The organism is Modestobacter sp. SSW1-42 (assembly GCF_046635825.1).
Taxonomy (GTDB): Bacteria; Actinomycetota; Actinomycetes; order Mycobacteriales; family Geodermatophilaceae; genus Modestobacter.
In genome coordinates this window covers 394774-413425 of record NZ_JBISCA010000001.1, presented here as the reverse complement: position 1 = coordinate 413425, position 18652 = coordinate 394774, and the positions used below count along the sequence as shown (strand labels likewise).

The window sequence follows — 18652 nt, the reverse complement described above, 5'->3', positions numbered from 1 at the left end:
CCATGGACACGTTCTCCCGCGATGGGCTGGTCTTCGACGTCCGCGACTCCGGGCCCGGCGACGGGGAGCCCGTCGTCCTGCTGCACGGCTTCCCGCAGGACTCCGGAGCCTTCGACCGGATGGCCCCGGCGCTGCACTCGGCCGGGCTGCGCACCCTGGCCCCCGACCAGCGCGGCTACTCCCCCGGTGCCCGGCCGGCGGGCCGTGCGGCCTACCGCCTGCGCGAGGGGGTCGACGACGTCCTGGCCCTGCTGGCGGCCGCCGGGCTGCCGAGCGCGCACGTCGTCGGGCACGACTGGGGCGGCGTCGTGGGCTGGGCGCTGGCCGCCTGGCACCCGTGGCGGGTGCGCACCCTCACCGCCCTGTCGGTGCCGCACCCGGCCGCGATGGCGCAGTCGCTCGGGCACAGCGACCAGGCGGTGCGCAGCAGCTACATCGGCTTCTTCCAGGTGCCCGCCGTCCCCGAGGCGGTGCTGCTGGCCGGCCGCGGTGCGGTGCTGCGCCGGATGCTGCGCCAGGGCGGGCTGCCGCCCGAGCTCGCCGACCGCTACGTCGAGCGGATGCGGGAGCCGGGCGCGCTGACCGCCGCGCTGAACTGGTACCGGGCGCTGCCGCTGGCCGGCGGCACCCCGGTGGGCACGGTGCGGGTCCCGACGCTGCACCTGTGGGGCGACGGCGACGCGTTCCTCGGCCGGACGGCGACCGAGGCCACGGCGCCGTTCGTCGCCGCCCCCTATGCGCTGGAGGTGCTCGAGGGCGTCGACCACTGGATTCCCGAGCTCGCCGCCGAGCGCGCCGCGGAGCTGGTCACGGCCCACGTGCGCACCGCCTGAGCCGGCCACCGCCGACCGGCCGGCCTTCGGCAGACTGTGCGGGATGGCGACGGACGGCAGCACCCCCGCGTCCACGGGCCGCCCCGACGAGCTGACCACCGTGCAGGCCGAGCTGTCCCGCGCGCTGCAGCTGACCGAGCGGGTGCTGGACAACACCGCCGACGGGATCTACGGCCTGGACACCGAGGGCCGGGTGGCCTTCGTCAACCCGGCCGCGGCCCGGATCACCGGCTGGCCGCGGCAGGAGCAGACCGGCCGCGACCAGCACGCCCTGATCCACCACTCCCGGGCCGACGGGTCGCCCTACCCGGTCGAGGAGTGCCCGGTCCGGCGCGCGCTGCGGACCGGGCAGACCGTCGTGGCCCCCGACGAGGTCTTCACCCACCGGTCCGGTGCCGCGGTGCCCGTCGAGCTCACCGCGGTCCCGGTCGTCGAGGACGGCGCCGTCACCGGGGTGGTCGTGTCCTTCCGCGACCTGACCGAGCGCCGCGCCGCCGAGGCGCAGGCCGAGGAGCTGCGCCGGCTGACCCTGCGGGCCGCCCAGGAGCGCGCCCTGTCCGACCGGCTGCAGCAGGCCCTGCTCACCCCGCCGCCGGAGCCGGACCACCTCGAGGTCGCGGTGCGCTACCAGCCGGCCGCGCACGAGGCGCACGTCGGCGGCGACTGGTACGACGCCTTCCTGCAGCCCGACGGCGCCACGGTGCTCGTCATCGGCGACGTGGTGGGCCACGACAGCCGGGCCGCGGCCGCGATGGGCCAGCTGCGCGGGCTGCTGCGCGCCCTGGTCTACGACAACGACGAGCCGCTGGCCGACACCCTGTGCCGGGTGGAGCGCGCGGCGCGGGGGCTGGCCGTGAGCGCGCTGGCCACCGCGCTGGTCGCCCGGGTGGAGCGGGAACCCGACGTCCCGGTGACCGGCCCCCGCACGCTGCGGTGGACCAACGCCGGGCACCCACCCCCGGTCCTGCTGGCGCCCGACGGGACGGCGACGGTGCTCGACACCCGGCCCGACCTGATGCTCGGCGTCGACCCGGACACCGCGCGGCAGGAGCACACCGTCCCCCTGCACGACGGCGCGACGCTCCTGCTGTTCACCGACGGCCTGGTCGAGCGGCGGGACAGCGACCTCGACGAGGGGCTGGACCGGCTGCTGACCGCGCTGTCCGGGCTGGCCGGCCGGCCGCTGACCGAGCTGTGCGACGAGCTGCTCGCCCGGTTGGCGCCGGCCCACCGCGCGGACGACGTCGCGCTGGTCGCCGTCCGCGCCCACCCGGAGGACCGCCCCCGCCCACCCGAGGCAGGACCCAACCGGCTGCCGCCGGGCATCGACTGACGTCGACCCCCTCCCGGGTGCAGGCCGGCGGCCCTACCGTGACCGCATGCCGCAGGTGACCCGCGCCGACGTGCTGGCCTTCCGCGTGCGCGCCCACCAGCTGGACCGCACGGCGGGCACCCTCGCCGACACCGCCGTCCTCGACCTGGGCGTGCAGGACACCGGCGCGGACGCCGCCCGGTGGGCGCTGGCGGTCCGCGGCGTCGACGACGTCCCGGCCGGTGCGCTGGCCCTGGTCTGGACGCTGCGCGGGGCCCCGCACGTGTACCGCCGCACCGACCTGCCCGGGGTGGCCGCGGCGACCGCGCCGTTCTCCGAGGCCGACGCCGCCAAGCGCGTGTTCGACGCCGCGAAGCCGCTGCGGGACGCCGGCATCCCGGTGCTGACCGCGCTGGACACGGTGGCCGCGGCGATGCGGGCGGTCGTCACCGCCCCGACGGTCAAGGGCGAGATGTCCCGGCAGCTGTCCGCCCGGCTGGAGGCCCCCCACCTGCGGTACTGCCGCCCCTGCGACGCCGTGCACGTGCACGAGCAGCCCTTCCGGCTGGCCGCGCTGCGGGCCGGGCTGGAGCTCCAGCCCGACACCTCGCCCCCGGTCCTCCAGCCGGTGCCCGGGCTGACGCCGGCGCCGGAGGTGCCCGCGCACCTCGACGTCGTCCGCGGGTACCTGCGCCTGCACGGCCCGGCCACCCCGCAGCAGGTGGCGGCGTACCTCGACGCCCCGGTGGCCGACGTGCGGGCGCACTGGCCCGCGGACGCGGTCGAGGTCGAGGTGGACGGCGAGCGGCGCTGGCTGCTGGCCGCCGACGTCGACCGGCTCGGCGGGGGCCCGGCCCGCGCCACCCGGCTGCTCATGCCGTTCGACCCCTGGCTGCAGACCCGCGACCGGACCCTGCTGGTGCCCGATCCCGCGCGGGCGAAGGACCTCTGGCGCGTCCTCGGCCGGCCCGGTGCGGTGCTCGTCGACGGCGAGGTCGCCGGCACCTGGCGCCCGCGCAAGGCCGGCCGGCGGCTGTCGGTGGAGGTCGACCCGTGGCGCGCGCTGCCGACCGGTGCGCTGGAGGAGCAGGCCGAGCGGCTGGCCGCCGTCCGCGGCACCGCGCTGGCCGGCATCGCCGTCGGCGGTTGAGCGGTGCGCGGATCCGGGTAGCGCCCGGGCATGGCTGAACCCACCGGCTCGTCCACCCTCCCCGGCCTGACCGTCGCCGTCACCGGCGCCAGCGGCAACGTCGGGACGGCGCTGCTGCGCGCCCTCGCCGACGCCGGCGTCACCGAGGTGCGGGGCCTGGCCCGCCGCCGTCCTCCCGAGACCGCCCCCTACGCCGGGGTGCGCTGGTCCACCGCCGACCTCGGGACACCGGAGAGCGAGCCGGTGCTGGCCGAGTTCCTCGACGGCGTCGACGCGGTCGTCCACTCGGCGTGGGCGCTGGTCCCCGACCGCGAGCCCGACCTGCTGCAGCGGATCAACGTCGACGGCACCCGCCGGGTGCTGGACGCCGCGGCCGCGGCCGGGGTCGCGCACGTGGTGCACCTGTCCTCGATCGGCACCTACGCCGCAGGCCCGCAGACCCACCCGGTCGGCGAGGACTGGCCGACCACCGGCATCCCCAGCTCGCAGTACAGCCGGATGAAGGCCGAGTGCGAGCGGATGCTGCGCGCGTTCGACGCCGCCAACCCGGCGACGACCGTCACCGCGATCCGCCCGACGCTGGTGCTGCAGCCCGACGCCGCCAGCGAGATCGGCCGCTACTTCCTCGGCCCGGTGCTCTTCCCGGCCGCCCGCGCACTGCCCGCCCCGGTGGCCGGCGTCGTGGCCAAGGTGCTGCCGCTGCCGATCCCGGACCTGTCGATCGGCCTGGTGCACGCCGACGACGTGGCCGACGTGATCGCCCGGGCCCTCGACCGGCGGGCGGGTGGCGCGTTCAACGTGACCGCCCCGCCGAACTTCGACGCCGCCGGGCTGGCCGGGGCGCTGGGCATGAAGCGGGTGGCCGTGCCGGCGGTCGTGCTGCGCACCGGCATGCAGGTGGCGTTCCTGTCCCGGCTGCTGCAGATCGAGCCGGGCTGGCTGGACCTGGGCCTGGGCGTGCCGCCGATGGACACCACCCGGGCCCGCACGCTGCTGGGCTGGCGGGCGAAGCACAGCGGGGGCGACCTGCTGCGCGAGTTCGTCGCCGCGCTCGGCAGCGGCCACGGCGGCGCCGGGCCGCTGCTGCACCCGGGCACGGGCCCGGACCACACGCCCGCCTGACGAAGGACCCCCTCGCCCCCACCGCTCGCGAGCTCGCGGTGGGGGGCGAGGGGGCCGGAGGCGGCCGGGCGCTCAGGACGCCCGGCCGCTCTCGTCGATCAGGCCAGGGCGTCCAGCTTGGCCATGTCGTCGGCGGACAGGGTCAGCTGCGCGGCGCCCATGTTCTCGGTCAGGTGCTCGATCGACTTCGTGCCCGGGATGGGCAGGATGACCGGCGACTTCTGGAGCAGCCAGGCCAGCGCCACCTGCGACGGGGTCGCGTCGAGCTCGCGGGCCACCTCGGCCACCGGGCTGTCGGGCTTGGCCAGGTCACCGGTGGCGATCGGGAACCACGGGATGAACGCGATGCCCTCGGCCTCGGCGTAGGCCAGGACGTCGGCGGACTGCCGGTTGGTCAGGTTGTAGAGGTTCTGCACCGACACGATCTCGGTGATCCCGCGCGCCGCCTCGAGCTCGTCGACGGAGACCTCGGAGACGCCGATGTGGCGGACCTTGCCCTGCTCCTTGAGCTCGGCGAAGGCGCCCAGCTGGTCGGCCAGGGGCACCTCGGAGTCGATCCGGTGCAGCTGGATCAGGTCGATGCGGTCGACCTTGAGGTTGCGCAGCGACAGCTCGACCTGCTGCTTGAGGTAGGACGGGCGGCCGACCGGCGGCCACTCGCCGGGGCCGGTGCGGGTCAGGCCGGCCTTGGTGCCGATGACCAGGCCGTCGGGGTACGGGAACGCGGCCTCGGCGATGATCTGCTCGCTCACCTGCGGGCCGTAGGAGTCGGCGGTGTCGATGAAGTCGACGCCCTGCTCGATCGCGGCCTTCACCACGGCCAGCGCGCCCGCGCGGTCGGCCGGCTCGCCCCACACGCCCGGGCCGGTGAGCTGCATCGCGCCGTAGCCGAGGCGGTGGACGGTGAGGTCACCGCCGAGGTCGAAGGTGAGCGGGGTGGTGGGGGTCGTCATGGTCCCTCCAGGGGTCCTGTGTCGAGTGCGCGGTGTCGGGAGGACCCGCGGCTGCGGCCTGCCGGGGTCTCCTCCTGCACAAGTGCCCGGGACCGCCCGGGCTTCCCCGCGCCCGCGCATGTGAGGGTCGGCACAGTCGCCGTCCTGGTGCCGGGAGTCGGCGGCGCGTGGGGGAAGGTGGTCCGGTGCAACGGACACGGCGGGCGGGGACGACGGCGCTGCCGGTCCTGTTGCTGGCCGGGGTCCTGCTGGTCGCGCTGAACCTGCGCGGGCCGCTGGTCGCGGTCGCCCCGGTCGTCGACGACCTGCGCCGCGACCTGCTCGTGGGTGCGGGCACCATCGGCCTGCTGACCAGCATCCCGGTGCTCTGCTTCGGCCTCGCCGCCCCACTGGCGTCACTGCTCATCGCCCGCAGCGGCGTGCACCGGGCAGTGCTCGTCGCGCTGGCCGGGGTGCTCGCCGGCACGGTGCTGCGCTCGCTGGGCAGCCCGGCCGCGGCCATCGCCGGCACGGTGGTCATCGGGCTGGGCATCACGGTGGGCAACGTCGTCGTCCCGGTGGTCATCGGCCGCGACTTCCCGGGCGCCACCAACATCGTCACCGCCGCCTACACCGCCGCGCTCAACGTCGGCGCGACGCTCACCTCCGCGCTCACCGCGCCGCTGGCCGACGTCGTCGGCTGGCAGGCCGCGCTGGCCGCCTGGGGGCTGCTGGTCGTCGTGGCCGCCGCCGTGTGGACGACCGCGCTGCGCCGCCAGGTGGCCCGCGCCGCGGCCGCCGAGGCCGCCGGCACCGCCCCCGCTCCCCTCCCGCCCGCCGCGCCGGGGGCCTCGGTCTGGCGCAGCCCGGTCGCCTGGGGCCTGACGCTGGCCTTCGCCGGCCAGGCGTTCAGCTACTACGGCGCGACGGCCTGGCTGCCCACGCTGCTGGCCGACGAGAACGGGCTGTCCCGGGCGACCGCCGGGGCCAGCTCCTCGCTGTTCCAGGTGCTCGCGGTGGTCGGCGCGTTCTCCGTGCCCGCCCTCGTCGCCTGGTGGAAGCGCCCCGCGCTGGTGCTGCTGGCCGTGACCGCGCTCTGGGCGACGCTGCCGGTCGGCCTGCTCGTCGCCCCCGGGCTGTGGCCGCTGTGGTGCTGCCTGGCCGGCGCGGCGCAGGGCGGCGGCATCACGGTCATCTTCATCGCGATCGTGCGGCGCTCACCCGACCTCACCCGGAGCCGGCAGCTGTCGGCCATGGTGCAGGGCGGGGGCTACGTCGTGGCGGCCACCGGGCCGCTGGTCATCGGCGCCGTGCACGACGCGACCGGTGGTTGGACCGCACCGCTGCTGGTCATCTGTGGCTCGGTGGCCGTCATGGCCGTCGCCGGCGCCGCGTCGACCGGTGGACGGACCGAGACAGCACGAGAGGCGGGGCCCGCCGTGGCGCCCGCGGAGGAGGCACGTCGTGGGTGAGATCGTCGTCGTCCGGCACGGTGCGACCGAGTGGAGCACGAGCGGGCAGCACACGGGGCTGACCGACCTGCCGCTGCTGCCCGGCGGGGAGGACGACGCCCGCAAGCTGCGGGCGGAGCTGGGCGAGCGGGAGATCACGCACGCCTTCGTCAGCCCGCTGACCCGGGCCCGGCGCACCGCGGAGCTGGCCGGGCTGTTCGACCACGGCATCACCGCCGAGCTGGAGCCGGACCTCGTCGAGGTCGACTACGGCCGCTGGGAGGGCCGGACCACGCCGGAGATCCGCGAGGAGCTCGGGCACCCGTGGTCGCTGTGGGAGGACGGCACCGAGCCCGGCGACACCCCCGGGGAGACCCTGGCCCAGGTGGCCGAGCGGGTCGACCGGGTCCTGGAGCGGGTCCGGCCGCTGCTCGACGGCGGCGACGTCGCGCTCGTCGCGCACGGGCACGTGCTGCGCGTCCTCACCGCCCGCTGGCTGGGCTTCGGCCCGGAGCGCGGAGCGCTGTTCCCGCTGGCCACCGGCCGCTACGGCGTCCTCGGCCACGAGCACGACTGGCCGGCGCTGACCGGCTGGAACACCGGCTGCCCCTGACCTCCGCCGGGATCAGCTGAGCTCACCGTGCGTGCTCCTGGCTCACCGCCCACCGTGAGCCAGGAGCACGCACGACCAGGTCACCTGATCCCGGACGCCCCCACCGCGACGGACGACGGACGGCGGAGCGCGGTCAGGCGAGGACGAGCTCGGACTCGGACTCCGGCTCCGGGCGCACCGGGCGGCCGAAGAGCCACCCCTGGCCCAGGTCGGCGCCCACGGCCCGCGCCCGGTCGGCCATCAGCTCGGACTCCACGCCCTCGGCGACGACCGTGCCGCCGTGCAGGTGGGTGAGCTCGCTCAGCGCGCGGGCGATCGCGTTCGGCCCGGGCTCGTGCAGCCGGGCGACCAGCGCCTTGCTGAGCTTGACGACGTCCGGGCGGACCACCGACACCAGCGCCAGGCTGGACCAGCCGACGCCGACGTCGTCGAGGGCGACCCGCCAGCCCAGCGAGCGGTGGTGCTCCAGCACCGACAGCAGGTGCTCCCGGTCGGTGACCGCGTGCGAGGCGACCACCTCGAACACCAGCTGGCGCGGGTCGATCCCGGCCTCGTGCACGGCCCGCTCGGTGCTGGCCAGGCAGACCGAGGGGCGGGAGATCGCCGCCGGGTCGGAGTTCACGTACAGGTCGGCGCCGCCCAGCCAGCCGGCGGCGGAGGCGATCGCGGCCTCGCGGGCCAGCCGGTCGAGCCGGCGGGTCCACCCGGCCCGCTCGGCGAGGAAGAACAGGTCGCCGCCGCCGACCTCGCGGCCGTCGACCCGGCCACGCAGCAGCGCCTCGTGGCCGACCATCCCGCCCGAGGTCAGCGACATGATCGGCTGGTAGACCGGCCACAGCTCGGCGCCGGTGAGCAGGCCCATCTCCACGGTGATGCCGCGGCGGGCGAGTTCGACGGCCAGCGTCGGCGCGGTGAGCAGCCGGGTGGCCAGGGCGACGCCGTCGGCGGGCGGGTCGGTGGTGACCCGCACGGCCTCGGTCTCGGCCGAGGTGAGCTCGCGGGCCAGCCGCTGCAGCAGCCGGTCGATCCGCCGGCCGCCCTCGTCGTCGACGACGTCGAGCAGCCCCGGCGCCGTGCCGATCCGCAGGCCCATCGCACCGGCCACCCGGGAGATGCTGGGCAGCACGTGGCCCAGCGTGCTGGCCAGCAGCAGACGGCGGGCAGACCGCGGGGTCTCCCACGAGGGACGCACGACGTCGACGGGGCCGGTCACGGCAGCAGGATGACCGTCCGCCCCGGCGGCACCCGGCAGGCGCGCGGCACCGCGGGCCGCCGTGGTGCAGATGAGGGCCGAGTCACAGCCGTGACGAAGATCAAGACGACTACAGTCCGGTTGTGTCCGAGCTGAACGTCCCTGACGGCGACCGACCGGGTCGCGGTGGTCGCCCCCGCGACCCCTCGCGGGACGGCGCGATCCGCTCGGCGATCCTCGAGGTGCTGACCGAGGCCGGCTTCGCGGGCCTGACCATGGACGCCGTGGTGGCCACCGCCGGGGTGGGCAAGGCGACGATCTACCGGCGCTGGCGCACCAAGTCCGACCTGGTCGCCGACGCCGTCGCCGAGCTGAGCGCCCTGTCGATCACCCTGCCCGACACCGGGTCGCTGGAAGGTGACCTGCGGGAGCTGCTGCACGGTCTGGTCGGGGCGGTCAACGGCCCGCTCGGGGCGGCCACCCTGTCGCTGATGTCGGCCCTGCCGCACGAGCCGGCCCTGCGCGACGCCTTCCGCAGCGGCCCGATGGGCCTGTGGTCGGACATGTACCGCCAGGTCTGGGGCCGGGCGGTCGCGCGCGGGGAGGTCGACGACCAGGTGCCCGGCAGCGCGGTGTCGTCCTCGGCGAGCGCGCCCATCCTGCAGCGATGGCTGTTCAGCAGCGAGCCGGTGACCGACGCCTACGCCGACGAGGTCCTCGCCGACGTCGTCCTGCCCCTGCTCGCCGCCCGGCGGGCCGGCTGCCCCGGCTGATCCGCCGGGGCGGCCGGCTCAGGCCGACGGGCGGAAGCGCCGCAGCCGCAGGCTGTTGGTCACCACCAGCACCGAGGACGCCGCCATGGCCAGCCCCGCCAGCAGCGGGTTGAGGAACCCGAGCGCGGCCAGCGGCACCAGCGCCACGTTGTAGGCGAACGCCCAGAACAGGTTGCCCTTGATGACCGCGAGGGTGCGCCGGGCCAGCCGGACCGCGTCGACCGCGGCGTCGAGGTCGGCGCGCACCAGGGTGAGGTCGCTGGCCTCGATCGCCACGTCGGTGCCCGAGCCCATGGCCAGCCCGAGGTCGGCCTGGGCCAGCGCCGGGGCGTCGTTGACGCCGTCGCCGACCATGGCGACCACCCGGCCGCGGGCCTGCAGGTCGCGGACGACGTCGACCTTGCCGGCCGGCAGCACCCCGGCGACCACCTCGTGGGGACCCAGCCCGACGGCCCGGGCCACCGCGGCGGCGGCGCCGGGGTTGTCCCCGGTGACCAGCACCGGCGACAGCCCCAGCGCGCGCAGCCGGACGATGGCCGCGGCGCTGGTGGGCTTGACGGTGTCGGCGACCACGACCACGCCGCGCACCTCGCCGTCCCAGGCGACCCGCACGGCGGTGCGCCCGGACGCCTCGGCGGCCGCCACCACGGCGGCCAGCTCGGCCGGCAGGTCGCCCCGGCCGTCGACGACCACGGCATGACCCTCGACGGTGCCGGTCACGCCGACGCCGGCCTGGCTGGCGAAGCCGGTGACCGGGGCGAGCGGCGCGCCGGCCGCGGCGACGACCGCGCGGGCGATCGGGTGCTCGGAGCCGGCCTCGACGGCGGCGGCCAGCCGCAGGGTGTCGGGGTGGCCGGCGACCTCGACGACGCTCATCTGCCCGGTCGTGACGGTGCCGGTCTTGTCCAGCACCACCGTGTCGACCCGGCGGGTGCTCTCCAGCACCTCGGGGCCCTTGATCAGCACCCCCAGCTGCGCGCCCCGGCCGGTGCCCACGAGCAGGGCGGTGGGCGTGGCCAGGCCGAGGGCGCACGGGCAGGCGATCACCAGCACGGCGACGGCGGCGGTGAAGGCGGCGGTGACGTCGCCGGTGGTGAGCAGCCAGACCAGGAGGGTGCCCAGCGCGATCACCAGCACGACCGGCACGAACACCGCCGAGACCCGGTCGGCCAGCCGCTGGACCTGCGCCTTGCCGCTCTGCGCCTGGGTGACCAGCCGGCCGAGCTGGGCCAGCGTGGTGTCGGCGCCGACCCGGGTGGCCTCGACCACCAGTCGGCCGCCGACGTTGACGGTGGCGCCGGTGACCCGGTCGCCCTCGGCGACCTCGACCGGCACGCTCTCCCCGGTCAGCATCGACAGGTCGACCGCGGAGCTGCCGGAGACCACCAGTCCGTCGGTGGCCACCTTCTCCCCCGGCCGGACGACGAACCGGTCGCCCACGGTCAGCTCGGCGATCGGCACGCGCACCTCGGCGCCGTCGCGCAGCACGGCCGCGTCGCGCACGCCGAGCTCGAGCAGGGCGGTCAGGGCGGCGCCGGAGCGGCGCTTGGCGCGGGCCTCGGCCCAGCGGCCGGCGAGCAGGAAGACGGTGACCGCGGAGGCCACCTCCAGGTAGATCTCGTGCGTGCCGGCGCCACGCTCGGGCAGCAGGGTGAAGCTCATCCGCATCCCCGGCATCCCGGCGTCCCCGAGGAACAGCGCCCACAGCGACCACAGGTACGCCGCGGTGATGCCGATGGAGACCAGGGTGTCCATGGTGCTGGCGCCGTGCCGGGCGTTGACGACGGCGGCGCGGTGGAACGGCCAGGCGCCCCACACGACGACCGGGCTGGCCAGGGTCAGCGCCAGCCACTGCCAGTTCGCGAACTGCCAGGCCGGCACCATCGACAGCACGAGCACCGGCAGCGTGAGCGCGGCGCTGACCAGCAGGCGCTGCCGCAGCGCGGCCTCGGGGGCGGGGGCGTCGGCGACGGGCGCGTCGTCGACGGCCGGCGGGGCGGGCAGCGCCGCGGAGTACCCGGCCGCCGACACCGTGGCCAGCAGCCGGTCGGTGTCGACCCGGGCCGGGTCGAACCGGACGGTCGCGGCCTCGGTCGCGTAGTTGACGCTGGCCTGGACGCCGTCGAGCTTGTTGAGCTTGCGCTCGATCCGGTTGGCGCAGCTGGCGCAGGTCATCCCGGTGATGTCGAGGCGGACCTCGTCCAGCGGCGCCTGCGCGTCGGACCGGGCCGCCTCCGGCCCGGCGGTCATGCCGGCTGGGCCGTGTAGTCGCCGGCCTCGGCGACCGCGGCCTGCACCTGCTCGGCGGTCACGTCGCCGACCACGTGCAGCCGGCCGGTGGCCAGGTCGACGTCGACCTCGGCGACGCCGAGCTCGCTGACCTCCTCGGTGACCGAGGCGACGCAGTGCTGGCAGGTCATGCCGGTGACGGTGAAGTCCAGGGTCTGCACGTTCTTGCTCCTGTCGTGGGGTGGGTCAGGACCGGACGAGCCGGGCGATGGCGGCGGAGGCCTCGGCGATCTTCGCGTCGGCCGCGGCGCCGTCGTCGGCGGCGCTGCTGGCCACCGCGTCGCGGACGCAGTGGGCGAGGTGGTCGTCGAGGAGGCCGAGAGCGACCGCCTGCAGCGCCTTGGTGGCCGCGGAGACCTGGGTCAGCACGTCGATGCAGTACGTGTCGTCCTCGACCATCCGCGCGATGCCGCGGACCTGGCCCTCCACGCGCTTGAGGCGCGCGAGCAGCTGGTCCTTCTCCCCCACGTAGCCCGTCATGCCTGGAAGAGTACCCCCCGGGGGTACCCGTCCGCCAGGGTCAGTCGACGGAGACGCAGATCCCGCCCGGACCGTCGAGGCAGGACGTGAGGGGCGCCCTGGCCACCTCCCACGGGGTGTCGACGCCCGAACCTCCGGCCGAGGTGTCGTGCAGGCCGGCCAGCTCCACGGTCAGCCCGGCGAAGGCGTCCTCGGGCGCGTCCGGACCCACGACCAGGTGGGCCGTCACCGTGGTCACCGTCCCGCTGGCGCCCAGGACCAGGCGGTCGGCCTCCGGTGTCCGGTCACCGTCCTGGCAGTACCGGACGTCCACGGCCGAGGACTCGACGACCAGCGCCAGCACGTCGGCGTCCACTGCGGGCCCGGACACCGAGATCCGGGTGGCGACCACCGAGGTCGCGCCGGAGCGGTTGGTGAAGGTGAGGTCCAGGTCCAGGTGGCGCGCCGTCGCGGCGTCCAGCCCGCAGTCGGCCGCGAAGCCGTTGCCCAGCTGCGGGAGCCCGGCCGACACCGGGTGCGCGCTGACCTGCAGGGCGCCGCGGTAGGGCCCGCCCGGGACCGCCGCGTCGTGCGACAGCTGCGTGGCGAGGACGACGCGAGGGGGCTGCGCCACCGGCGACGGGGACGCGCTGGCCGACGCCGGTGCGGCCGTGGCCACGGGGGCCGGCGGCGGGTCGGCCAGCTCCTCGAGGAAGCCGCACCCCGTGAGCGCCGTGAGGGCCACCAGCCCGGCCGTGACCTGTCGAACGCCCCGTCGCATGGCCGGGCAGCATGGCAGGTCACGCAGCCCCGGACCAGCACCCCGGTCACCAGCCGCGGGTGCCCGGCTCCCCCTTGAACGGCCCGACGACCTCGCCGGTGATCCAGCCGCCGTAGAAGTCCCCCGCCTGCGCGCGCACCGGCTCGCCGTCGACCGTCGCGCCGTCCACCCGGCTCGGGTAGAACGCCAGCGCGCCGCGCAGCTGCTCGTAACCGGCGGTGGGCCGCTCGTAGGACCACGCGACCGACGGGTGCCGGACGCCGTCGACGACGAGGTCCCAGTAGGTCGCCTGGCCCTTGAACTCGCACCACGACGAGCCCGCGCCCCGCTCCAGGACGCCGTCGACGACGTCCTCGCGCGGTACGTAGTAGACCGGCGGGTGGCTGGTCTCGCAGACCCGGACGGCGCGGCCGGTGCTCGCCACCACCCGACCGCCGACGGTCACCTCGACGCGGCGGTCGGTGACCTCCGCCGACGGGGGGCGGGGGTAGTCCCAGACGGACTCCTGGCCGGGACCTGCGGGATCAGGGGTGGGGTGCAGCACGGACCCGAGTGTGCCCCTGCCGGGCACCGTGCGCGGGTGGTGTCGTCCGGCGGCCACCAGCCACGGGTGGGCCGCCGGGAGGCGTTCAGCGGCGGCGGGTCGACCCGACGACGGTCTTCACCCGGCGGCGGCTGCGGACGCGGCGGACGACCTTGGTGGTCACCACGAGGGTGACGACCAGGCCGAGGGCGCTCTCGACGGCGATGCCGGTCGGGCTGGCCAGGAAGGCCTGCGCCTTCGCCTTGCCCTGCGCCTTCAGCCGGGTCGGGTTGGTGCGGAAGGCCAGCTCGTCCAACGTGGACCCGAGGGACTCACGGGCGGCGTCGATCTCCTGCTGGATCTGCTCGGGGCTGCGTGGCACGGGCGACAGCCTGCCAGATGACGGCCGTCTCGGCCGATCGACCGCCCCCGGGCTCCCCCGATCGCGGGACGCAGCCCCGATCAGGACGACGACAGGCCGATGACCCCGGTCACCAGGGCGTCCAGCACGGTGGTCGCCGCCGCGAGGTCCGGGGCCCGGGCCACCATGACGTCGGAGTACAGGAACGACTCCGCCAACCGGACGACGGCGAAGGCCAGCACCGGCAGCGGCACCTGCGGCACGAGACCCAGCTCGTCGACGTCCCGCTGGAACAGGTCGGTGTAGGCCTCGACCAGCCGCGGCTGCACCCGGCCACGCGGGTCCGTGACGATGCGCAGCGTGGTCGTCGGCTCCTCCGCGATGAGCCGCTGGAGCGCCGGGGCGATGCTCACCAGGTGCCGGAACTCCTCGGCGATCTCCAGCAAGCGCAGCCGGCGCGGCGGCTCGGCGCCCGGCGGCCGGGCGTCGTGCACCTCGGTGGCGATCAGGAGCGCGCCGCGCGCCATCACCCAGAGCGCCTCCCCCAGGATCGCGTCCCGGTTGCCCACCCGCCGGTACAGCGTCACCCGGGAGATGCCCAGCTCGGCGGCGAGCGTCGAGGTGTCCAGCCGCTCGCCGCGCAGCAGCGTGTACGCGGCGGCCTCGACGACCTCCTCCGGGGACGCGATCACGGCCGGCAGCGTAGGCGAGCGACGCGTCGGAGGGCGGCCGCCGTGTCCCCACGGCGGCCGCCTCCTCAGCGACGTGCGCTCACACCGGGCACGTGGACCGGCTGTCGGAGACCGGACCGCTCAGCGTGACGCTCGGGCCGGGGCACAGGAACTGGCTGTACCGGGTGTCGGCGTCGACCCACCGCTTCAGCCAGGCGATCGACTGGGCGGCGATCGTGGTGTTCGCGCTGTTCGGCGCGAAGTGGCTGGCGTCGTCCAGCTCCACGTACGCCCGCTCGGGGGCGTTGGTCAGCGACTCGTAGAACGGGATCGAGTGGCTGTCGACCGGGGCGACGCTGTCGTCCTCCGCGCCGATCACCAGGGTGGGCGTGCGCACCTCCGGCCAGGTTTTGTCGGTGTTCCACCCGGTCAGCGGGATGGCCGCGTCGAGGGTGGGCCGGTCCTTGGCCGCCTCGAGCGTGCCGCCGCCACCCATGGAGTGGCCGATGACCGCCAGCCGGTCGGGGTCGACCCGGCCGCGCACCGAGCTGGAGGTGGTCAGGTGGTCCAGCGCCGCCAGCAGCTGGTCGCCCCGCGCGGCGGGCTGGTCGTACCGCGAGTTGGTGTCGAACACGATGACCACGAAGCCCTGCGACGCGATCCGCGGCCCCAGCCACGCGACGGTGGACCGGGCAGCGGTGTAGCCCGGCGCGATCGCCACGCCCCCGAACGTGCCCTGGGTGGTGGAGGTCGGGTAGTAGATCGTCGCCGCACCGAAGCCGCGGGTCGAGTAGTCCGAGACCGTCGTGGACGTGGTGGCGAAGGGGCCGGTCGTGGCGCTGATGCTGGCCGCGGTCGGGGCGGGGCCCCGCCACCAGGACGGATCGGCGCTGGCGGTGCCGGGCGCGGCGAGGAGGGTCGTCGCAGCCAGGCCGAGCACGGCGAGCGCGCTCGTCAGGAGACGTGGAACGGGCATCGAGGTCCTCTCGGAGACCGTGGGGACGCGACCGCACCACGGCATGGACGAAGGAGGTGCCGGCACCGGCGCCGTCGATCGGGATGGCCTGCGTCACGTCGGTGCGTGATCGGACCGTGACCATGTGGCTGTGAGCGGGTCAACGGTCCGGCGAAACAAATGGTCGATTCGTTCCACGCTCGTCACCTGGCGGTCGCCCGCCCCGCCGGACGGCTCGATCCGGCTCCCGCCCACCCTCCTAGACTCGGGACCACGCGGGAGTGGTGTAACGGCAGCCACGCCAGGTTTAGGTCCTGGTGCCCTCGGGCGTGCGGGTTCGACTCCCGCCTCCCGCACTCAGCCCAGCTCGACCGCGAGCTCCAGCAGCGCCGAGGGGGCGGCTGGGTCGTCGGCGTCCACCACGGCCAGCAGGTGGGCCCACCCGACGCCCGACGAGCGCAGCGCCAGCCCCTCGACCTTCGGCACCCGGCCGGCCACCGCGGGCAGCGCGGCGACCGCCAGCACGCCCGCGCCGTCGACCAGCACGAGGGCCGCGGCCACCACGGGTCCGTCGTCGACCGCGTTCGGGGTGTCCTCCGCCGCGGCGCTGAGCAGCAGCCGCCCGTCGGGCAGCGCCACCGCGTCGGTGACGGCCAGACCCACGCCGGCCACCTCGCCCAGGTCGTGGACGCGGGGCGCGGTCACCGGCACCACGGCGGGGTCGGTGCCGCCCAGGACGGCGTCGACCAGCGCCGCCAGCGGGACCGCGACGCTCGCCGAGGGCACCCCGGCGGCGAGGTTGCCGCGCTGGAACCAGCGGACCGTGTCGGCCGAGAGGCTGGCGCCCTCCAGGTTCAGCTGGTCGACCGGCGTGCCCAGGAGCTCGGCGACCCGCGTGTACAGCGGTCCGAGCTCCGCGGCCGCGACGGCCGGCGCACCGTCCACCAGCCGGACCAGCACCCCGCGCATCCGCCGAGCCGTGGAGCCCGAGCCCAGCAGCAGCACGGCCGGCCCGCCGTCGACCTCGGCCGGGCAGGCGACCTCGAGGTCGGGCTTGAGGTGCTTGGTGCCGGCCACCTCGCCGAAGCGGTCGTGGCCCTCGACCGCCGGCAGCAGCCGCACCGGGACGACCCCGCCCGGGCGCATCCAGGCCGCGGCCGTGGCGTCGTCCTGCGCGACCAGCCACCCGTCGCCCAGCGGCGCGATCGCCGAGGCGGCCGTCACCGGGCCGCCGTCGTCGAACCGCAGCTCCCGGACGCCGTCCACCGTCACGCGCATGGCGCCACTGTGCCGCCCCGGCCCGCCGGGCGCCCGACCGGTCAGCGTCCCCGGCGCCCGGGACGCCGACCGGGGCGCACCCACTCGACCACCAGCGTCTCCCCCGGCGGCAGCCCGGCCCACGACCGCTGCGCCGCGCGCAGGGCCGCCGCCGCGGCGTCCAGCCGGGCCGCCGGGTGCCCGGCCCCCGTGACCTCCGTCGGCAGCACCTCGGCGCCTCGCGCCAGCCGGGCGACCACGTCGGCCAGCAGCTCCGCCTGCTGGATGCGGCTGCCCCGCTCCCGCTTCAGCGCCACCGACCGCTCCGCCGCGTGCGGCGGTTGCCGACCCGAGACGTGCCGCATGCTGTTCCACACCACGCCCTCGGCCACGCAGTCCCAGATGCCCTCGGGCACCTGCAGCTCCCGCTCCACCAGCGCGTGCACGAGGTCGTGCGGCAGGTCGGCGCCGCCGCCGGCGCCGCGCATCTCGAAGACGACGCCGTCGTCCCGCTCGACCCGGGTCTCCACGGGACGCCGGTCGGCCATCCGCCGGAAGATCAGTCGCACGAGTCGATTGTCGGGCCCCGGTCAACCGCTTTGGGGGCCCGACCACCGGTCAGCGGCCGCCCAGCACCTCGGCGACCACCGGCAGCAGCGCGGTGAACGCCTGACCGCGGTGGCTGCGCGCGTCCTTCTCCTCGGGGCTCAGCTCCGCGGCGGTGAGCTCGAGACCGTCGGGGACGAACACCGGGTCGTAACCGAAGCCGTGGGTGCCCCGCCCCTCGCCGATGACCCGGCCCCGCCACTCGGCCCGCAGCACGTGCTCGAACCCGGCGGGGGTGACCAGCGCCGCGGCGCACACGAACGCCGCACCGCGCCGCTCGGCCGGGACGTCGGCGAGCTGTCCGAGCAGCAGCGCGGTGTTCGCCGGGTCGTCACCGTGCCGGCCCGACCAGCGCGCCGACAGCACGCCGGGCATCCCGTTGAGCGCGTCGACGGCGATGCCGGAGTCGTCGGCGACCGCCGGCAGCCCGGTGTACCGGACCGCCTCGCGGGCCTTGAGCAGCGCGTTGTCCTCGAACGTCGCGCCGGTCTCCGGGGCCTCGGGGTACTCGTCGACGTCCCGCAGGCCGAGCACCTCCACCCCCGGCACGGCGGTGGACAGCAGCCGCTGCAGCTCGGCGAGCTTGCCGGCGTTGCGGGTGGCGAGCAGCAGCCGGCTCATGCCGCGAGCGCCTGCTGCTGCAGCGTGGTCAGCTCGGCGCAGCCGGCCACGGCGAGGTCGAGCAGCTGGTCGAGGGTCGGCCGGTCGAACACCGCGCCCTCGGCCGTCCCCTGGACCTCGACGAAGTTCCCGTCGGCGGTGCAGACGACGTTCATGTCGGTGCCGGCGCGCACGTCCTCCTCGTAGGCGAGGTCCAGGCGCGGCTCGCCGTCGATGACGCCGACGCTGACCGCGGCGACCGACTGGGTGATCGCGGTGGGCCGGGCCAGCTTCCCGCGTCCGCCCAGCCAGGAGACGGCGTCGGCCAGCGCGACGTAGGCGCCGGTGATCGCCGCGGTGCGGGTGCCGCCGTCGGCCTGCAGGACGTCGCAGTCCAGCGCGATGCTGTTCTCGCCGAGCGCGGACAGGTCGATGCTGGCCCGCAGCGAACGGCCGATGAGCCGGCTGATCTCGTGGGTGCGGCCGCCGACCTTGCCCTTGACCGACTCGCGGTCGTTGCGGGTGTGGGTGGCGCGCGGCAGCATCGAGTACTCGGCGGTGACCCAGCCCAGGCCCGAGCCCTTCCGCCAGCGCGGCACGCCCTCGGTGACGCTGGCCGCGCAGAGCACCCGGGTGCGGCCGAACTCCACCAGCACCGAGCCCTCGGCGTGGTCGAGCCAGTTGCGGGTGATGGTCACCGGGCGGAGCTGGTCGGCGCTGCGGCCGTCGGGGCGGGTCACGCCGTCCGAGCCTAGTGCCGCCCGTCCGGGCA

The 18652-nt window shown here is 76.1% G+C and carries 21 protein-coding genes and 1 tRNA gene; 8 read left to right on the top strand and 14 right to left on the bottom strand.

Features of this window, described 5'->3' with window-relative positions; genetic code table 11:
• The first annotated feature begins 2 nt into the window (after window positions 1-2).
• Genes ACGBYP_RS02095 through ACGBYP_RS02080 form a run of 4 tightly spaced genes read left to right on the top strand, consistent with a single transcriptional unit; the run spans window position 3 to window position 4417 of the window.
• Window positions 3-833, top strand: a complete 831-nt coding sequence (locus tag ACGBYP_RS02095; RefSeq protein WP_411581612.1) for an alpha/beta fold hydrolase — start codon at window positions 3-5, stop codon at window positions 831-833.
• A 43-nt stretch (window positions 834-876) separates the two neighbouring features.
• Window positions 877-2166: a PP2C family protein-serine/threonine phosphatase gene (locus ACGBYP_RS02090; RefSeq protein WP_411581611.1), complete on the top strand. Its 1290-nt coding sequence runs from the start codon at window positions 877-879 to the stop codon at window positions 2164-2166.
• A 46-nt stretch (window positions 2167-2212) separates the two neighbouring features.
• Entirely contained in the window at window positions 2213-3295 is a 1083-nt protein-coding gene (locus ACGBYP_RS02085; protein WP_411581610.1) for a DNA glycosylase AlkZ-like family protein, read from the top strand.
• A 30-nt stretch (window positions 3296-3325) separates the two neighbouring features.
• Window positions 3326-4417 (top strand): NAD-dependent epimerase/dehydratase family protein, encoded by a 1092-nt coding sequence (locus ACGBYP_RS02080; protein WP_411581609.1) that lies wholly within the window; start codon window positions 3326-3328, stop codon window positions 4415-4417.
• 98 nt (window positions 4418-4515) lie between these two features.
• On the opposite strand, the gene ACGBYP_RS02075 is transcribed toward ACGBYP_RS02080, so the two are convergent.
• Entirely contained in the window at window positions 4516-5370 is an 855-nt protein-coding gene (locus ACGBYP_RS02075) for an aldo/keto reductase (protein WP_411581608.1), read from the bottom strand.
• A gap of 185 nt (window positions 5371-5555) precedes the next feature.
• On the opposite strand from ACGBYP_RS02075, the gene ACGBYP_RS02070 reads away from it, so the two are divergent.
• On the top strand, window positions 5556-6821 hold the full coding sequence (locus ACGBYP_RS02070) for a CynX/NimT family MFS transporter (RefSeq protein ID WP_411581607.1): 1266 nt from the start codon (window positions 5556-5558) through the stop codon (window positions 6819-6821).
• A complete protein-coding gene (locus ACGBYP_RS02065) occupies window positions 6814-7413 on the top strand; it encodes a histidine phosphatase family protein (RefSeq protein ID WP_411581606.1) in 600 nt (199 codons plus the stop codon). The genes ACGBYP_RS02070 and ACGBYP_RS02065 overlap by 8 nt, the downstream gene beginning before the upstream one ends.
• A 133-nt stretch (window positions 7414-7546) precedes the next feature.
• Here the strand turns inward: ACGBYP_RS02065 and ACGBYP_RS02060 are convergent, their stop codons facing one another.
• Complete coding sequence (locus ACGBYP_RS02060; RefSeq protein ID WP_411581605.1) at window positions 7547-8626, bottom strand: EAL domain-containing protein; 1080 nt, start codon at window positions 8624-8626, stop codon at window positions 7547-7549.
• A gap of 122 nt (window positions 8627-8748) precedes the next feature.
• On the opposite strand from ACGBYP_RS02060, the gene ACGBYP_RS02055 reads away from it, so the two are divergent.
• On the top strand, window positions 8749-9378 hold the full coding sequence (locus ACGBYP_RS02055; protein WP_411581604.1) for a TetR/AcrR family transcriptional regulator: 630 nt from the start codon (window positions 8749-8751) through the stop codon (window positions 9376-9378).
• 18 nt (window positions 9379-9396) lie between these two features.
• On the opposite strand, the gene ACGBYP_RS02050 is transcribed toward ACGBYP_RS02055, so the two are convergent.
• From ACGBYP_RS02050 to ACGBYP_RS02015, 8 genes are all read right to left on the bottom strand, one after another.
• The gene (locus ACGBYP_RS02050) at window positions 9397-11628 is read right to left on the bottom strand and encodes a heavy metal translocating P-type ATPase (protein WP_411581603.1); all 2232 of its coding nucleotides are present in this window, start codon (window positions 11626-11628) and stop codon (window positions 9397-9399) included.
• Window positions 11625-11828, bottom strand: a complete 204-nt coding sequence (locus tag ACGBYP_RS02045) for a heavy-metal-associated domain-containing protein (protein WP_411581602.1) — start codon at window positions 11826-11828, stop codon at window positions 11625-11627. Before ACGBYP_RS02045 ends, ACGBYP_RS02050 begins: the two co-directional genes overlap by 4 nt.
• 25 nt (window positions 11829-11853) lie before the next feature.
• The gene (locus ACGBYP_RS02040; protein ID WP_411581601.1) at window positions 11854-12147 is read right to left on the bottom strand and encodes a metal-sensitive transcriptional regulator; all 294 of its coding nucleotides are present in this window, start codon (window positions 12145-12147) and stop codon (window positions 11854-11856) included.
• A gap of 40 nt (window positions 12148-12187) precedes the next feature.
• Window positions 12188-12907: a hypothetical protein gene (locus ACGBYP_RS02035; protein WP_411581600.1), complete on the bottom strand. Its 720-nt coding sequence runs from the start codon at window positions 12905-12907 to the stop codon at window positions 12188-12190.
• Window positions 12908-12953: 46 nt separating this feature from the next.
• Window positions 12954-13451 carry a DUF427 domain-containing protein gene (locus ACGBYP_RS02030; RefSeq protein WP_411581599.1) on the bottom strand — a complete coding sequence of 166 codons (498 nt, stop codon included), beginning with the start codon at window positions 13449-13451 and terminating at the stop codon, window positions 12954-12956.
• A gap of 85 nt (window positions 13452-13536) precedes the next feature.
• The gene (locus ACGBYP_RS02025; RefSeq protein WP_411581598.1) at window positions 13537-13812 is read right to left on the bottom strand and encodes a DUF3618 domain-containing protein; all 276 of its coding nucleotides are present in this window, start codon (window positions 13810-13812) and stop codon (window positions 13537-13539) included.
• Window positions 13813-13892: 80 nt separating this feature from the next.
• Window positions 13893-14483 (bottom strand): QsdR family transcriptional regulator, encoded by a 591-nt coding sequence (locus ACGBYP_RS02020; RefSeq protein ID WP_411581597.1) that lies wholly within the window; start codon window positions 14481-14483, stop codon window positions 13893-13895.
• A gap of 79 nt (window positions 14484-14562) precedes the next feature.
• The gene (locus ACGBYP_RS02015; protein ID WP_411581596.1) at window positions 14563-15438 is read right to left on the bottom strand and encodes an alpha/beta hydrolase family protein; all 876 of its coding nucleotides are present in this window, start codon (window positions 15436-15438) and stop codon (window positions 14563-14565) included.
• A gap of 254 nt (window positions 15439-15692) precedes the next feature.
• On the opposite strand from ACGBYP_RS02015, the gene ACGBYP_RS02010 reads away from it, so the two are divergent.
• Window positions 15693-15773, top strand: a tRNA-Leu gene (locus tag ACGBYP_RS02010).
• 1 nt (window position 15774) lies between these two features.
• On the opposite strand, the gene ACGBYP_RS02005 is transcribed toward ACGBYP_RS02010, so the two are convergent.
• The 4 genes from ACGBYP_RS02005 to rph are packed head-to-tail and all read right to left on the bottom strand — an operon-like array spanning window position 15775 to window position 18620.
• On the bottom strand, window positions 15775-16695 hold the full coding sequence (locus ACGBYP_RS02005) for a DUF6910 family protein (RefSeq protein ID WP_411581595.1): 921 nt from the start codon (window positions 16693-16695) through the stop codon (window positions 15775-15777).
• A gap of 41 nt (window positions 16696-16736) precedes the next feature.
• Window positions 16737-17243 (bottom strand): hypothetical protein, encoded by a 507-nt coding sequence (locus tag ACGBYP_RS02000; RefSeq protein WP_411581594.1) that lies wholly within the window; start codon window positions 17241-17243, stop codon window positions 16737-16739.
• Between the two features lie 49 nt (window positions 17244-17292).
• Window positions 17293-17901, bottom strand: coding sequence for an RdgB/HAM1 family non-canonical purine NTP pyrophosphatase (gene rdgB, locus ACGBYP_RS01995; protein WP_411581593.1), 609 nt, complete (start codon window positions 17899-17901; stop codon window positions 17293-17295).
• On the bottom strand, window positions 17898-18620 hold the full coding sequence (gene rph, locus ACGBYP_RS01990) for a ribonuclease PH (RefSeq protein ID WP_411581592.1): 723 nt from the start codon (window positions 18618-18620) through the stop codon (window positions 17898-17900). The genes rdgB and rph overlap by 4 nt, the downstream gene beginning before the upstream one ends.
• Between the last annotated feature and the right edge of the window lie 32 nt (window positions 18621-18652).

Coding starts and splice junctions, on each gene's coding strand:
- ACGBYP_RS02095 (WP_411581612.1), top strand. CDS start 3: ATGGACACGTTCTCCCGCGATGGGCTGGTCTTCGACGTCCGCGACTCC.
- ACGBYP_RS02090 (WP_411581611.1), top strand. CDS start 877: ATGGCGACGGACGGCAGCACCCCCGCGTCCACGGGCCGCCCCGACGAG.
- ACGBYP_RS02085 (WP_411581610.1), top strand. CDS start 2,213: ATGCCGCAGGTGACCCGCGCCGACGTGCTGGCCTTCCGCGTGCGCGCC.
- ACGBYP_RS02080 (WP_411581609.1), top strand. CDS start 3,326: ATGGCTGAACCCACCGGCTCGTCCACCCTCCCCGGCCTGACCGTCGCC.
- ACGBYP_RS02075 (WP_411581608.1), bottom strand. CDS start 5,370: ATGACGACCCCCACCACCCCGCTCACCTTCGACCTCGGCGGTGACCTC.
- ACGBYP_RS02050 (WP_411581603.1), bottom strand. CDS start 11,628: ATGACCGCCGGGCCGGAGGCGGCCCGGTCCGACGCGCAGGCGCCGCTG.
- ACGBYP_RS02040 (WP_411581601.1), bottom strand. CDS start 12,147: ATGACGGGCTACGTGGGGGAGAAGGACCAGCTGCTCGCGCGCCTCAAG.
- ACGBYP_RS02035 (WP_411581600.1), bottom strand. CDS start 12,907: ATGCGACGGGGCGTTCGACAGGTCACGGCCGGGCTGGTGGCCCTCACG.
- ACGBYP_RS02015 (WP_411581596.1), bottom strand. CDS start 15,438: ATGCCCGTTCCACGTCTCCTGACGAGCGCGCTCGCCGTGCTCGGCCTG.
- ACGBYP_RS02005 (WP_411581595.1), bottom strand. CDS start 16,695: ATGCGCGTGACGGTGGACGGCGTCCGGGAGCTGCGGTTCGACGACGGC.
- rdgB (WP_411581593.1), bottom strand. CDS start 17,901: ATGAGCCGGCTGCTGCTCGCCACCCGCAACGCCGGCAAGCTCGCCGAG.